Origin of the sequence: Nonomuraea antri, from assembly GCF_013283785.1 — a bacterium.
Lineage (GTDB): Bacteria > Actinomycetota > Actinomycetes > Streptosporangiales > Streptosporangiaceae > Nonomuraea > Nonomuraea antri.
On record NZ_JABCPZ010000095.1, the window covers coordinates 1 to 12,957 of the forward strand.

The 12,957-nt window shown below is 71.8% G+C and carries 17 protein-coding genes; 9 read left to right on the plus strand and 8 right to left on the minus strand.

The genetic code is table 11. The annotated features are described in order from the left end of the window. Together HII36_RS27945 and HII36_RS27950 are read right to left on the minus strand one after the other, a co-directional pair. Window positions 1-204: maleylpyruvate isomerase N-terminal domain-containing protein (locus HII36_RS27945; protein ID WP_173526243.1), on the minus strand; the 204-nt coding region annotated here is incomplete at its 3' end. A gap of 120 nt (window positions 205-324) precedes the next feature. Beyond that, window positions 325-1,233 carry a helix-turn-helix domain-containing protein gene (locus HII36_RS27950; RefSeq protein ID WP_217370052.1) on the minus strand — a complete coding sequence of 303 codons (909 nt, stop codon included), beginning with the start codon at window positions 1,231-1,233 and terminating at the stop codon, window positions 325-327. A 162-nt stretch (window positions 1,234-1,395) separates the two neighbouring features. Here HII36_RS27950 and HII36_RS27955 point away from each other — a divergent pair, with 162 nt between their 5' ends. The 3 genes from HII36_RS27955 to HII36_RS27965 all read left to right on the plus strand — a co-directional run bounded on the left by HII36_RS27955 (window position 1,396) and on the right by HII36_RS27965 (window position 4,650). Then, on the plus strand, window positions 1,396-1,950 hold the full coding sequence (locus tag HII36_RS27955) for a papain-like cysteine protease family protein (RefSeq protein WP_173526245.1): 555 nt from the start codon (window positions 1,396-1,398) through the stop codon (window positions 1,948-1,950). Window positions 1,951-1,963: 13 nt separating this feature from the next. Further along, entirely contained in the window at window positions 1,964-2,905 is a 942-nt protein-coding gene (locus HII36_RS27960; RefSeq protein ID WP_173526246.1) for a hypothetical protein, read from the plus strand. A gap of 107 nt (window positions 2,906-3,012) precedes the next feature. Then, entirely contained in the window at window positions 3,013-4,650 is a 1,638-nt protein-coding gene (locus HII36_RS27965; RefSeq protein ID WP_217370053.1) for a CocE/NonD family hydrolase, read from the plus strand. 7 nt (window positions 4,651-4,657) lie between these two features. Here the strand turns inward: HII36_RS27965 and HII36_RS27970 are convergent, their stop codons facing one another. Continuing rightward, window positions 4,658-5,707 (minus strand): DNA alkylation repair protein, encoded by a 1,050-nt coding sequence (locus HII36_RS27970; RefSeq protein WP_173526247.1) that lies wholly within the window; start codon window positions 5,705-5,707, stop codon window positions 4,658-4,660. Between the two features lie 104 nt (window positions 5,708-5,811). On the opposite strand from HII36_RS27970, the gene HII36_RS27975 reads away from it, so the two are divergent. Continuing rightward, entirely contained in the window at window positions 5,812-6,240 is a 429-nt protein-coding gene (locus HII36_RS27975; RefSeq protein ID WP_173526248.1) for a hypothetical protein, read from the plus strand. Between the two features lie 39 nt (window positions 6,241-6,279). On the opposite strand, the gene HII36_RS27980 is transcribed toward HII36_RS27975, so the two are convergent. Beyond that, window positions 6,280-7,086: an alpha/beta hydrolase gene (locus HII36_RS27980; protein ID WP_173526249.1), complete on the minus strand. Its 807-nt coding sequence runs from the start codon at window positions 7,084-7,086 to the stop codon at window positions 6,280-6,282. A gap of 121 nt (window positions 7,087-7,207) precedes the next feature. Here HII36_RS27980 and HII36_RS27985 point away from each other — a divergent pair, with 121 nt between their 5' ends. The 4 genes from HII36_RS27985 to HII36_RS28000 are packed head-to-tail and all read left to right on the plus strand — an operon-like array spanning window position 7,208 to window position 9,477. Then, window positions 7,208-7,690 (plus strand): methylated-DNA--[protein]-cysteine S-methyltransferase, encoded by a 483-nt coding sequence (locus HII36_RS27985; protein WP_173526250.1) that lies wholly within the window; start codon window positions 7,208-7,210, stop codon window positions 7,688-7,690. Beyond that, complete coding sequence (locus HII36_RS27990) at window positions 7,687-8,400, plus strand: 2OG-Fe(II) oxygenase (protein ID WP_173526251.1); 714 nt, start codon at window positions 7,687-7,689, stop codon at window positions 8,398-8,400. The genes HII36_RS27985 and HII36_RS27990 overlap by 4 nt, the downstream gene beginning before the upstream one ends. Then, entirely contained in the window at window positions 8,390-8,842 is a 453-nt protein-coding gene (locus HII36_RS27995; protein WP_173526252.1) for a hypothetical protein, read from the plus strand. Before HII36_RS27990 ends, HII36_RS27995 begins: the two co-directional genes overlap by 11 nt. Window positions 8,843-8,853: 11 nt before the next feature. Continuing rightward, window positions 8,854-9,477 carry an alpha-ketoglutarate-dependent dioxygenase AlkB family protein gene (locus HII36_RS28000; RefSeq protein WP_173526272.1) on the plus strand — a complete coding sequence of 208 codons (624 nt, stop codon included), beginning with the start codon at window positions 8,854-8,856 and terminating at the stop codon, window positions 9,475-9,477. Here the strand turns inward: HII36_RS28000 and HII36_RS28005 are convergent. The 3 genes from HII36_RS28005 to HII36_RS28015 all read right to left on the minus strand — a co-directional run bounded on the left by HII36_RS28005 (window position 9,452) and on the right by HII36_RS28015 (window position 11,179). Further along, on the minus strand, window positions 9,452-10,156 hold the full coding sequence (locus HII36_RS28005; protein WP_328807924.1) for a helix-turn-helix domain-containing protein: 705 nt from the start codon (window positions 10,154-10,156) through the stop codon (window positions 9,452-9,454). The two genes, HII36_RS28000 and HII36_RS28005, sit on opposite strands and share 26 nt — an antisense overlap. A gap of 38 nt (window positions 10,157-10,194) precedes the next feature. Continuing rightward, window positions 10,195-10,695, minus strand: coding sequence for a hypothetical protein (locus HII36_RS28010; protein WP_173526253.1), 501 nt, complete (start codon window positions 10,693-10,695; stop codon window positions 10,195-10,197). Between the two features lie 64 nt (window positions 10,696-10,759). Continuing rightward, a complete protein-coding gene (locus tag HII36_RS28015; protein ID WP_173526254.1) occupies window positions 10,760-11,179 on the minus strand; it encodes a VOC family protein in 420 nt (139 codons plus the stop codon). A 94-nt stretch (window positions 11,180-11,273) separates the two neighbouring features. Between HII36_RS28015 and HII36_RS28020 the strand changes: the two genes are divergently transcribed. Then, entirely contained in the window at window positions 11,274-11,879 is a 606-nt protein-coding gene (locus HII36_RS28020; RefSeq protein WP_173526255.1) for a TetR/AcrR family transcriptional regulator, read from the plus strand. Here HII36_RS28020 and HII36_RS28025 read toward each other — a convergent pair. Further along, window positions 11,793-12,947, minus strand: a complete 1,155-nt coding sequence (locus HII36_RS28025) for an alpha/beta hydrolase (RefSeq protein WP_236003939.1) — start codon at window positions 12,945-12,947, stop codon at window positions 11,793-11,795. The two genes, HII36_RS28020 and HII36_RS28025, sit on opposite strands and share 87 nt — an antisense overlap. Between the last annotated feature and the right edge of the window lie 10 nt (window positions 12,948-12,957).

The window sequence follows — 12,957 nt, forward strand, 5'->3', positions numbered from 1 at the left end:
CGCCACCTCTCCCCCGGCCGCCTCGTTCAGCGCTTCCAGCGAATCGTGCAGATGATCCAGCAACTCCTGCAAACTCCACCCCGCGCACGGCGTAGGCCGGCACAACACCGCCGGAGTGACCACGCGCAGGCTGCCCAGTGTGTAGTCGATGGCCCGCTCCAGCAGCGCCACCCCTTGGATCAACGCCGTCCCATGCTCGCCCATGTCCGCCTCCTCACCCGCATAGACCGACTCACCTACATAGAGCGACTCGCCTATCGAGACCGGCTCACCTATCAAGACCGGCTCACCTATATAGACCGAGCAGACGGTCGAAAATCATCGCTACGGCCACGACCAGCGGATGCCCACCAGACCGGGCTGCAGCGCGGCGGCCACCAGATGGACGGCATGGTGAGAGTTGAGCGTCAGCTCGGCCGTGGCCAGTTCCCCGGCTCCGGGACCGCGCCGCGAGAACCGGTGGATGCGCACCGGCAGCTCAACGGGGTCGAACGCCACGCGCAGCACGTACTGCCCGGCGGGGAACCTGAACCCGCGCTCGTAGTCGCACGACTCGGTGCCGCTCAGGTCGGCGATCTCGTAGCGGATCACGTGCGAGTCGCCGACCCGCAGCACCCGATCGAACAGCAGCTCGGCCACCACCAGCGCGGTCGGTCCGTCGCGCCGCACCCGGCCGACCCGGCAGTCCTCGACGGCGTGGACGCTCACCCGGCTCACGTCGCAGCCCGGGTCGCCCCGGTAGATCATGATGTAGCGGTCGGCGCCCTCCTCGTGGGCCTGCACCACCTGCAGCGTCTCCCGTCTGGTGATGCTCCGGTCGGCGCCGATGTGCAGCGACTCGTACATGCCGACGATGTGGAGCCTGCGGTCGTCGGCCACCGCGTCCAGTTCGCTCAGCATCGAGGCGAGCACCTGCGCGGGACGCAGCAGCGTCGAGTACGCCACGCCGGGCGCGCGCCCGCGCGGTTTGGGCGGGCCGAGCAGGTCGATCAGCGAGCGCGACGGCAGCTCCAGGATCTCCTCCAGGGCGCGGACGGCGCGCAGCGACTCCTCGCGTTCCGGCCGGCGCAGGCCCTGCTGCCAGTAGCTGAGGCTGCTCACCCCCACATGCAGCCCCCGCTGGGCCAGCCGGTGGCGCAGCCGTTCCAGGGTCAGCCCGCGTGCCTCGACCGCCGTGCGCAGCGCCACGTGAAAGGGGCCCGAGCGCAGCGCGGCCTGTAGTTCATCCGCCACGTTGTGAATGTTCACAGATTTCCACAGATTCGTCAGTAGTCGGTGAACGTCACGAAATGTCACCTTCCACAGCGGTCAGCGGAGCCGATTCAGCCGCCCTTGTCCGGACATCTGCGCAGGTCGAAGATCCGTTGCATCACCCCCCGAGCAGAAGGAGCACCCATGTTCCGGCTTGCCGTGGCCCTCGCCCTGGCGGTGGCCACCTGGATCTCGACGAGCACCCCCGCACACGCCTACACCTGGTACCGGCTGAACTTCACCCAGCAGGCCCAGCAGTACTCCAACTGGTGCTGGGCGGCGACGGGCAACTCCGTGGCCGCGTACTACGGCTACTCCTACAGCCAGAACCAGTTCTGCAACCTGGCCTTCAACCGCGCCATGAACTCCGGTTGCCCGAACAACCAGGCCACGCTGGGCAACGACCAGACCGCCTTCAGCAAGATCGGCATCAACCCCGGCGTGTACGTCTACAACTACCTGAGCTACGCCGCCATCGTCAGGGAGATCGACGCCGAGCGTCCGATCATGACCAGGATCCAGTGGACCAGCGGCGGCGGCCACATGGAGGTCATCTACGGCTACGACAAGAGCCAGTCGTGGGTGTACTGGAGCAACCCGTGGCCGTCCAGCACGCGTTACAACTGGTCGACCTACAACTGGTACGTCTCCAACGGCTCGTTCTTCTGGACCCACTCGCTCAACAACATCGGCGCGTAAGGAGGCCACCGTCATGAAGCTCGCCGTTATGAAGCGCGCCGTCACCAAGCTCGCCGTAACCAAGCTCGCCGTCACGAAGCTCGCCGTCACGAAGCTCGCCGTCACGAAGCTCGCCGTCACGAAGCTCGCCGTCACGAAGCTCATCGTCACGAAGCGCGCCGTCATCAAGCTCATCGCAGCGGCCTCGGCCCTGGCCGCGCTGCTCCTCTCCTCGTTGCCGCTCGCCTCCCCCGCCGCCGCCGCGGCGGATCCCGGCGCGCCCACCCCGGCCGACGTCGAGGCCGCCAGGACGGCGGCCGCGGGCGCCACCGAGACCGTCGGCAGGTTCTTCGCCGGCAAGGGCCAGCAGTCCAAGACCCGGCTCGCCCCGATGGCCGCCCAGGTCAACGGGCCGACGGTGGCCGTCAACGACCTGAACCCCGACTTCATCGCCGGACGCTCGCCGGAGATCGCCCGCTTCGCCTTCCTGGCCACCCAGGCCAGCGCGGCGGACGGCCAGACGGCCTCCGTCTGGACCACCCGCACCCCGGCGGGCACGTGGGCGGTCAGCAACATCGCCAGCGGCGCCGACGAGCAGCAGTACGCCGGCCAGCCCGGCGTCGTCTTCCGCGAGCCGCAGCTCAACGCCTGGTACGCGCTGCGCGGCGGCCAGGTCGTGCCGCTCAACACCGAGGCCACGCAGTCCATCGGCGCGGCCGGCGTGCCGATGGCCGACTACCAGCGGCTGGTGCGGCAGCGATACGGCGCCAAGCTGCCCGGCTCCGCGTACGCCAGGGACGGCTACGCGGGCGGTTACGGCAGCGGCAACAGCAGCGGCAACAGCAGCGACTACGGCGGCTACGGCGGCTTCCCCACCACCGACAACAGCTCGGGCCCGCTGCCGTGGGTGGCGGGCGCCGGGGTGCTGGCCGCGGCGTTGATCGCGATTCTCCTGCTCCGCCGCCGGACGACCTGACAGGATCCGGCTACGGCCCACGCCTCCGCGAACGGCCATCTCGCGTGGAGTCGTGGGCCGTACGCCTGCCCCTGGTTAATCTGGGGATCGGAGCGAAAGGATCTGCCATGAGCCTGCTCAGCGGACTGATCGACCGATTTCTCGGACTCCCCGAGGCCGGCGCCCCCGACCTGGCCGTCACGCGTGACCTGCGCATCCCGATGCCCGACGGCGTCGTGCTGACCGCCGATCGCTATCGTCCGCGCGGCGCGGGGCCGCTGCCCGTGGTGCTGATGCGCACGCCGTACGGCAAGGACAAGCTGCCGTCGCGCGGCGCGGCCAAGGTGCTGGCCAGGCACGGGATGCAGGTCGTCGTGCAGAACACGCGCGGGGTGTTCGGCTCCGGCGGCCTGTTCTCGGCCTTCCACCAGGAGAAGGACGACGGCCTGGCCACCGCCGAGTGGCTGCGGGGGCAGTCGTGGTGCGACGGCCGGCTGGCCATGACCGGCGGCAGCTACGTGGGGTTCACGCAGTGGGCGGTCGGGCCGTACCTCGATCCGCCGCTGGAGGCGATGTGCCTGGCGGTGACGGCCAGCGAGTTCGTCAGCGCCTTCTACCCGGGCGGCGCGGTCTCCCTGCACAACACGCTGACCTGGTCGGCGCTGATCGGCACGCAGGAGCAGGCGCCGCTCGGCGGGCTGCTGCCGAACCCGCGCCAGGAGCGGCGGGTGCGGCGCGCCATGGCGCACGTGCCGCTCGGCGCCTCGGACGTGGCCGCGATCGGCAAGGAGGTGCCGTTCCTGCGCGAGGTCGCCCTGCACGCCGAGCCCGGCGACCCGTTCTGGACGCTGACCGACCACAGCGCCGCCGCGGCCAAGATGACCACGCCGACCAGCATGGTCACCGGCTGGTGGGACCTGTTCCTGCCCGCCCAGCTGCGCGACTTCGGCGCACAGCAGGAGGCCGGGCGGCGGGCCAGGATCACCATCGGGCCGTGGGGTCATGATCCGGGCTCGTTGCGGACGTCCGTCGCCGACCAGGTGTCGTGGCTGTCGGCGCACCTGCTCGGCGACACCGCCCAGTTGCACCGGTCGCCGGTGCGGTTGTATCTGCAGCGGGCCAACCGGTGGCTGGACTTCGACCGGTGGCCGCCGGATCCGTCGACGCCCACGCCGCTGCACCTGCTGCCCGGCGGCGGGCTCGGCTGGGAGCCGGCGAGGTCGGCGGGCTCCGGCGGCTCGCGTACGTTCACCTACGATCCCGCGCGCCCGACCCCGTCGTGCGGCGGGCCGCTGCTGGCGCTGAGCGGGGCGCGGCAGCGCGACAACCGCGAGGTGGAGCGCCGCGACGACGTGCTGGTCTACACCGCCACCCCGCTGGAGGGCGACCTCGACCTGGTCGGGCCCGTCTCGGCCGGCGTGCACGTGCGGACGGACACCGGGTACGCCGACCTGTTCGTCCGGCTCTGCGACGTCGACCCTTCGGGCGTGTCGCGGAACGTGACCGACGGGATCGTCCGGCTGCCTGCCGGGGAGACCGGCGTGGTCAGGGCGCAGGTCGAGCTGCATCCGACCGGGTACCGGTTCAGGCGCGGGCACCGGCTGCGGGTGCAGGTGGCCGGCGGGTCGTTCCCGCGCTTCGCCCGCAACCACGGCACCGGCGAGCCGGTGGCCACGGCGGTGTGGACCAGGCCGACCCGGTTCGAGGTCTTCCACGACGCGGTACGCCCTTCGTCGGTGTCGCTGCCGGTGCTCCACGGCGGATGAGCGTTCGTCAGCCTGGGGTGAGGGTGAAGGCGATGCTCGCGGCCACCCTCCCGTTGACGATGACGTCGAGCTCGCGCGGCCCCGGCGGCTCGTGCCTGGTGGTGACCGGGCGGAAGGAGTGGCTCTTGCGCACCGTGAACGTGGCGCCAGAGCCGGCCGCCTCGCGCCGCCCCAGATGGAACACCCGGCGCGAGCCCGGCCGCCTGACCGCGTATTTCAGCAGCACCGGCCCGGCCGACCCGGCCCGCACGGTGACGTCGAAGGTCAGCTTGCCGCCGACGGCCACCGTGTCGCTCTCCAGGGTCAGCGCGTCGACCGCGCCGCTGCCGTGCGTGGCGCCGACCAGCGCCAGCGCCTCGGGGTGCCCGGCACGCAGCAGCCCGCGCACGGCGTGTGCGAGCACCTTCTCCACGTGCGAGCCGCCGTCGGCGCGCCAGCGGGCCAGCAGCTCGACGGCCACCTGCGGGTGGTCTTTGGCCAGGTCGTTGACGTGGTTGGCGACCGAGCGGCGGACGTATTCGCTCGGGTCGTCGCGCAGCCGGTCGAGCAGCGGCAGCGTGGGGCCCGGGGTCATCAGCCAGTCCACCCGCGTGGCCCACGGCAGCCGGGGGCGGGAGCCTTCCGAGGCCAGCCGTCTCAGGTGCTCGTCGGGAGACTCGGCCCAGGCCAGCATGATCTTGAGCGCGTCGTCGCGGTGCCGCTCCAGGTAGGGCCGGACGGCGAACTCCCCCGTCGCGTACGGGGTGAGCACCGCCAGGGTGGCCATCGCGGTGTCGAGGTGGCCGAGCCCATGCGCGGCGGTGTGTTCGGTGGCCGGCCAGCCGCTCCACATGTCGAGCGTGACGTGCGCGGCGCTCTCCCGGACGATCTCGGCGGCACGGGGATAGGGCAGCGGCATGGCCTCGCGCATGGCCGCGGCCACGTGTTTCACCCGATCTTTGAGCTCCAGCCCGCCGAGGCCGGCCACGGCCCGCGCGATGAAGCGGGCGCGCGGGAACGCCGGCCAGGCGGCGGTCAGGCCGTCGGCGAGCACGGTGACGGAGTCGGTGTCGATCATTTCTTTCAGCGGCCGGCCCATGAGGCCCCACTGTGCCAGCCGCCACCGACAATCCCGGGGCGCTGGAACCTGACGGCCCGCCGCGGAGTAGCAAGGGCGTGAGAGTGCTCAGGATCGCAGTGGCGCTGGTGATAGCAATGGCCGGCTGCTCGGCGGGCGGCCCGCCACGGGAACGAGAGCGGTGTGACGCCGGACTGGTGACGCAGTCCGACGGCTTTCCCGAGGTCGAAGGCACCGCCCGGGACGCCGAGCTGTGGGGCCTGCTCTTCACCGGACCGCCGCCGTTGCCGCGCGGCGAAGAGGTCAAGATCGTGTGGCGGATGACCGGCGACGGGCCGCTCAAGGTGTCCGCCGCCCTGGGCGACGGGACGCCGGCCCAGCTCGTCTGGGGTCCCGAGGCGCACGGCGGGTCGACCTGGCAACGGCCGGGTCAGGAGTGGGGCACCGGATTCGTCTTCCCCAAGCCCGGGTGCTGGGAGATCCGGCTCAGCCGGACGCGCGGGTCGGGACAGGTGTGGCTGTCCGTCCGCTGACGACCCCCGCCGCCGGAGACGGCGGGGGTACGCGCGTGATCAGGCGAGTACGCGGTCCACGAAGGACGTCACGTCGTCCAGCACCTCGTCCTTGTTCGTCTCGTTGAAGACCTCGTGCCTGGCCTCCGGATAGATGCGCTCGGTGAACTCGCCGCCCTGGATCGCCGTCACGCCGCCGCGGCTCCCGGCCAGCGGGACGAGCTGGTCGTCGTCCCCGTGCACCCAGAGGGTGGGCAGCGCGCCCAGCGAGCCGCCCTTGGTGATGGCGGCCAGCGTGGTCGAGAACGCCTCCAGCGTGGCCCGCTTGAACGGCCCGTGCCAGACCAGCGGGTCGGCGGCGTACTCGGCGCCCACCGACAGGTCGCGCGACAGCGTGGCCGGGTCGATCGGGACGTCGGGCAGCTCGTCGAGCGCCAGCAGCGTGGGCACCACCGCCCACTCGCCGATCACCGGCCCGGACAGCACCAGCGCGGCCAGCCCGGCGCCGTACCGCTGGGCGTAGCGACTGGCGATCATGCCGCCCATCGAGTGGCCGATCACCACCACGGGGACGCCCGGGTGCTCGGCCCTGGCGTGCTCCTCAACGGCGTGGACGTCGGTGACCACGTCCTCGAAGTCCTCGATGAGCACCCGGTCACCGCCCGACTTGCCATGACCCATGTGGTCGAGGCCGTACACGGCGGCGCCGTGACGCACCAGCCGGTCCGCCACGTACTCGTAGCGGCCGATGTGCTCGCCGTAGCCGTGGATCAGGACGACCACGTATCGCGGCTGGTCGTTGGGCCACTCACGGGCGACGAGGCTCTCTCGCGTGCCGGTGAAGGTGCGCTCGCGCGACTCGGCCATATTCACTCCTCTGTCCAAATTGCGGCGAGCGTACGCCCCTCGTGCCCGATCGTCCACTTGACTCGCGGCCACGATGTCCGAAAACCGCCGACCTTTCGCGGCTCGGCGGTGTTCTACAGATATGGACATCTACACTCCGATCGACAGCCCGCTGGGCGAGATCCTGCTGGTCGGCGACGGTACGACACTGGCCCGCGTGACGTTCGGCGCCGCGGCGGCCGGGTGGCGGCTCGACCGGTCCGCGTACGCCGAAGCCAGGCGGCAGCTCGCCGAATACTTCGCGGGCGAGCGCACCACGTTCGACCTCGACCTGGTCTCGCGTGGCAGCGAGTTCCAGGAGCGGGTGTGGGCGGCCGTGGCGGCGCTGCCGTACGGGACGACCACGACGTACGGCGAGCTCACCGCGCGGATCGGCGCGCCGCGCGACCGCATCCGCGCGGTCGGCGCCGCCATCGGTGCGAACCCGCTGCTCATCGTGCGGCCCTGCCACCGTGTCATCGGCGCGGACGGCTCGCTGACCGGCTACGCGGGCGGCCTGGAGCGCAAGCACGAACTGCTCACCCTGGAAGGCGCACTGCAGCCGCGGCTCTGGAGCGTGTCATGACCATCACCGACCCGGAGCGGGTCGCCGGCGCCGACTGGCCGCGGCTGACCGGCGAGCTCGACGCCCACGGCTGCGCGCTGACCCCGCGCCTGCTCGGCCCCGCCGAGTGCACCGAGATCTCCGCCCTGTACGACGACGTGACCAGGTTCCGCTCGACCGTCGACATGGCGCGTCACCGGTTCGGGTCCGGGCAGTACCGGTACTTCGGCCACCCGTTCCCCGAGCAGGTCGGACGGCTGCGCGCGGCCTTCTACCCGCACCTGCTGCCGATCGCCCGCGACTGGGCGGCCCGGCTGGGCCGGCCCGCGCCCTGGCCGGACGACTTCGACGAGTGGCTGGACCTGTGTCACCGGGCCGGGCAGACCAGGCCGACGCCCATCCTGCTGCGTTACCGCCAGGACGACTGGAACGCGCTGCACCGGGACCTGTACGGCGATCTGGTGTTCCCGCTGCAGGTCGTGATCGGGCTCGACCGGCCGGGCGACGACTACACGGGAGGCGAGTTCCTGCTGGTCGAGCAGCGGCCGAGGGCGCAGTCCCGGGGGACGGTGACCCTGCTGCCGCAGGGGCACGGGCTGATCTTCACCACCCGCGACCGTCCGGTGCGTTCGGCGCGCGGCTGGTCGGCCGCGCCGGTGCGGCACGGGGTCAGCACGGTGCGCTCGGGCCTGCGTCACACGCTCGGGCTGGTGTTCCACGATGCCGCCTGAGCACGCCTGGGCGGCCGAGCTCGACGGGATGCTGCGGCTGCTGCGTGAGGCGCGGCCCCGGGTGGAGTCCGTGGTGGTCGGGCACGGCAGGGACGCGGAGGGCCTGGCCCGGGCGTTCACCGACGCCTGGGACGGACCGGTGCTCGCGGTGGTCGACTGGCCCGAGCGGGCGGCGTCGTGGCTGCGTCAGGCCAGGCGGTTCGCGGCGGGCCCGCCGGACGCCTGGGTGGTCGCGGGCGCGCCGCCGGGCTGGGCCGGGATGAGCGAACGGCTGCGCCGCAGCACTGGCTGGGACCCGGAACGCACCTTCGGCTTCGCCGACACCGCCGGCGCGGTCGCCCTGGCCGCGCCTGGGACACTGGAGGGCATGCGCGGGATCGACGGGAACGGCGACGGCTGGCGGCTCGGCAGGAATCTCGTCCACCGCGAGGTGAGCCGGTGATCCCGCTGCCGATGCGGGAGATCGCGCCGGGCGCCGTGCACGTGCCCGGCTGGCTCACTCTCGACGAGCAGCGCCACCTGGTGACCGCCTGCCGCGCCTGGGCCACCGGCCCGGTGCCGATCAGGCACACCGTCCTGCCGCGTGGCGGCGTCATGTCGGTGCGCACGGTCTGCCTGGGCTGGCACTGGCAGCCGTACCGGTACACGCGCGTCGCGCACGACGTGAACGGACGCCGGGTGGCCGAGTTCCCCGAGTGGCTCGGCGACCTGGGCCGGCGCGCGCTCGCCCACGCCTACGGCCGTCCCGCCGACGGCTACCGCCCCGACACCGCTCTGATCAACTTCTACGACGGCCAGGCCAAGATGGGCATGCACCAGGACAAGGACGAGAAGTCCGACGCCCCGGTCGTGTCGCTCAGCGTCGGCGACACGTGCCTGTTCCGCTTCGGCAACACCGAGACGCGCGGCCGGCCGTACCAGGACGTGGAGCTGGCCTCAGGCGACCTGTTCGTGTTCGGCGGCCCGTCGCGCTTCGCCTATCACGGCGTGCCGAAGGTGCGCCCGGGCACCGGAGATCCGGCCACCGGGCTCGCCTCCGGCCGCCTCAACCTCACGATGCGGGTGACGGGTCTGTGAGCACGTAGTCGAACTGGTCGTCGCTGAGCGTGCGCTGCAGGATCCTGACGACCTTGATGCCCTCGTCGTCCGGGCCCTGGACGAAGAACGGCTTGCCGTCGCGCCCGAACGTGATGGCCGACGGGCCCTGCCACGTGCCGAGTTGCTCGGCCACCGGCCAGAACTCCTCGCGCGGCTCGAAGCCGAGCCCCTTGGCGTACTCGACCGAGCCGAGCACCAGGTGCTGGGCCAGCTCCAGCGGGACCTCCTGCCAGCCCTGGTACTCGCCGAAGACGAATTCGCGGAACCTGCGCAGCTCACGCTCGTTGAGCACGTCCGGCCCGACGGTGTTCTTGACCCCGAGGCAGTAGACGTCGGCCAGGTAGCCGGTGACCTTCACCTTGTCCCAGCCGTGCTTGCGTGCCACGAGCACGCTCACCAGCCCGCCGGTCTCGGCGTCGGGGGCCTCGTCGGCCCAGCCGCGGGCCGGGTCGACGCCCAGGCCGACGCTCCAGCCGACGTTCATCCAGCAGCCGACCAGCTCGGACTCGCCCTCATTCGTGCCGCCCTCGGCGGCGACGGCCCGCACCAGCGGCGCGACCACGGAGGGCGCCACCTTGAGCTCGCGGGCGATCTGCTTGGGCGACAGGCCCTGGGCGCGCAGCTCGCGTACGCGTTCCTTCAATTCCGCTTTGTCCACCGGGGCAGCCTAACCTCCCCGGCCGCGTGCGGTGACGGTCACCGGTTCAGGTACCGGCCGATGATCTCCTCCTGGACGCGGACGGCCTCGCGGCAGCGCGCGTCGCCCTCCTCCTTCTCCCTGGTGACCCGCCCGGTGAGCCGGGAGACGAGGATGGATTCGTAGCAGGCGGAGGCGATCTCCAGCGCCTCGTCCGCGGACATGCCCTCGGCCGCGGCGTCGACCAGGCGCAACGCGGCCATCGTGAACGGCCCGGCCCCCGGCCTGATCGGCGTGTGCGGCAGCGTGTCGAACCGCTCGTGCCAGTCCTCGACGAAGGACGCAGCCGGCCGGCCGCCCGGCGGCAGGTCGCGCACCTCCCGCACGGCCGACCTGACCAGCTCGGCCCGGTCGGCCGGGAAGTACTCCGGGAACGGGGGCTCGAACAGCGGCAGCGTGGCCTGCACGATGTCCAGGGCGAGCCCGCGCAGCTCGGCCTCGGTCAGCGACTCGAGGTCTTCGGCGTGCCGTTCGATGACGTCGTCCCAGAGCAGCGGCATGTCTCACTCCTCAGCGCACCCGCGCCCGGTTCTGACCTGCGTCCGGGGGAAATGATATGAGCCGCTATGCCGGGTTGACGTACTGCTCGGCATACGCCTCGCCCGGCTCGATCGGCGTGATGACGTCGATGAGCACCCCGTCGGGGTCGGCGACGATGAAGTGCCGCTGCCCGAACTCCTCGCTACGCAGTTCCAGCTCCGGCTTCAGCCCCTCCCTGAGCACGAGTCGCTGCCACTCGGCGTCGACGTCGGTCACCTCGAAGTTGAGCAGCAGGCCACGCACCGGGACCCGGTAGGGCTCGGGCAGCGTCGGGTGGGTGTGGTCGAGCAGCGCCAGCTCATAGGCCGGCGGGCCCGGGCGGCGCAGGCTCACGTACCAGTCGGCCTCGAACGTCACCTCGAAGCCGAACAGGCGGGTGTAGAAGTCGCGCGACTCGGCCAGGCGGCTGGTGCAGATCACCGGATAGAAGCTGGTCAACGTCACCTTTGTACTCCTTTATCGGGTTTCACATACCGGCGGTATGTTGCACTAACGTAGGAGACGTACCGTCGGTATGTCAACGAGGTGAGGCACCAGCATGACGGAGCCCGGAGTCCGGGGCAGGCAGCGCGAGCAGACGCTGCGCACGCTCCTCGCCGAGTCCAGGAGCCTGTTCGCGGCCAGGGGGTACGCGGCGGTCGGCCTGGCGGAGATCGTCCGGTCGGCCGGGGTCACCAAGGGCGCGCTCTACCACCACTTCGACGGCAAGGCCGCGCTGTTCCGCGCGGTGCTCCAGCAGGTGCAGCAGGAGGTCGGCGAGCGCATCGCGGCGGCGGCCGACGCGCACGCCGATCCGTGGGAGCAACTGCTCGCCGGGTGCCGGGCGTTCCTGGCGGCGGGCGCCGACCCGGAGGTGCGGCAGATCATGCTGATCGACGGGCCCGCGGTGCTGGGCTGGAACGAGTGGCGGGCCATGGACGAGGCCGCCTCGGCCCGCCACCTCACCGACGCGCTCACCACGCTGGTCGGCGACGGCACGATCGCCGCGCAACCGGTCGAACCGCTGGCCCGCCTGCTGTCGGGGGCGATGAACGAGGCGGTCCTGTGGCTGGCCGCGTCACAGGACCCCCGCGACCTGGCCGACAGCACGGCCGCACTGACCCGCCTCCTGGACGGCCTGCGCCGCCCCCCGATCGGTCCTTGACCGGTTCGTCCGGCCGGTCAGTCCTTGACGGGTTCGGCCAGGCGTTCGCAGAGCCAGGCCAGCGCGAGCGGGTAGCGGTACTCGATCGCCGCGTGCCCGGCGGGGAAGAGCTCGAACCGCACCCGGTCGTCGGACACCCCCGGCCGCGCGCACCGCGTCGCGGAAGGCCGTCGCGCCGAAGTCCAGGAAGTACTCGTCGCGGTCGCCGGAGTCCACCCAGATGGCCCGCATCGACCGCAGCGCCTCGGCGTACAGGGGCTGACCGGCCATGACGACCGGGTCCTTGGCCAGCCATCGGGCCCACACCTCGGGCACCGCCACGCCGGTGGCGTCGAACGGCAGGCGCACCGTCCCGTCCTCGTCGGCGGAGTAGGCGGCCGCGTAGGCGTACATCTCCAGGAGTTCGAGGTCGCCGTCCCTGGTTCCGGCCAGGCGGCCGCGGAAATCGGTCAGGAACTTCTCGTACGAGCCTTCGTACATGTCGCGCAGCCGCCTGGCCAGCGACGGGAAGGCGGGGCGGGCGCTGACCTCGAACAACGCGTCGCCGGCGTGCGTGGCCAGCGCGCCGAACACGTCCGGCGCCAGCATGGCGGTGACCATCGCGCCGTAGCCGCCGCTGGACTTGCCGGTGACGGCGCGGTGGTCGCGGTCGGCGACGGTGCGGTAGCGGGCGTCCACCCAGGGCACGATCTCGTCGCGCAGGTACGAGTGGTAGCGCCCGGTCGCCGGCGAGTCGAGGAACTGGCTGCCGCCGAGCGAGGTCCAGGCGTCGACGAAGACGACGATCGCGGGCGGCACGTCACCCTGGGCGAACAGGGCGTCGGCCAGCTCGGGGAACGGCTGGCGGAACGGCGCCCGATTCCACCACATCCCGATATGCCCGGTATACCCCTGAAGAACGTAGATAGTGGGATAAATCCGCCCGGCCGCCGAATCCTCGTACCCCGGTGGCACGTACACCATCAACGGACGTTCGTGCGGGTCGCCCAGCGGGTTCCCGCGCAGCAGCGTGCTGTCGACGACGTGGTGGTCGAGACGACCTGCCAGTTCGGCGGACCAGGGCAACATGCGCTCTCCT

What these genes read in the sequence shown, in the direction of transcription:
- HII36_RS28025 (WP_236003939.1), bottom strand. Translation starts at nt 12,947, where the DNA reads ATGTTGCCCTGGTCCGCCGAACTGGCAGGTCGTCTCGACCACCACGTC.
- HII36_RS27960 (WP_173526246.1), top strand. Translation starts at nt 1,964, where the DNA reads ATGAAGCTCGCCGTTATGAAGCGCGCCGTCACCAAGCTCGCCGTAACC.
- HII36_RS28020 (WP_173526255.1), top strand. Translation starts at nt 11,274, where the DNA reads ATGACGGAGCCCGGAGTCCGGGGCAGGCAGCGCGAGCAGACGCTGCGC.
- HII36_RS28000 (WP_173526272.1), top strand. Translation starts at nt 8,854, where the DNA reads ATGCGGGAGATCGCGCCGGGCGCCGTGCACGTGCCCGGCTGGCTCACT.
- HII36_RS27970 (WP_173526247.1), bottom strand. Translation starts at nt 5,707, where the DNA reads ATGATCGACACCGACTCCGTCACCGTGCTCGCCGACGGCCTGACCGCC.
- HII36_RS27995 (WP_173526252.1), top strand. Translation starts at nt 8,390, where the DNA reads ATGCCGCCTGAGCACGCCTGGGCGGCCGAGCTCGACGGGATGCTGCGG.
- HII36_RS28010 (WP_173526253.1), bottom strand. Translation starts at nt 10,695, where the DNA reads ATGCCGCTGCTCTGGGACGACGTCATCGAACGGCACGCCGAAGACCTC.
- HII36_RS27985 (WP_173526250.1), top strand. Translation starts at nt 7,208, where the DNA reads ATGGACATCTACACTCCGATCGACAGCCCGCTGGGCGAGATCCTGCTG.
- HII36_RS27980 (WP_173526249.1), bottom strand. Translation starts at nt 7,086, where the DNA reads ATGGCCGAGTCGCGCGAGCGCACCTTCACCGGCACGCGAGAGAGCCTC.
- HII36_RS27990 (WP_173526251.1), top strand. Translation starts at nt 7,687, where the DNA reads ATGACCATCACCGACCCGGAGCGGGTCGCCGGCGCCGACTGGCCGCGG.
- HII36_RS27965 (WP_217370053.1), top strand. Translation starts at nt 3,013, where the DNA reads ATGAGCCTGCTCAGCGGACTGATCGACCGATTTCTCGGACTCCCCGAG.
- HII36_RS27955 (WP_173526245.1), top strand. Translation starts at nt 1,396, where the DNA reads ATGTTCCGGCTTGCCGTGGCCCTCGCCCTGGCGGTGGCCACCTGGATC.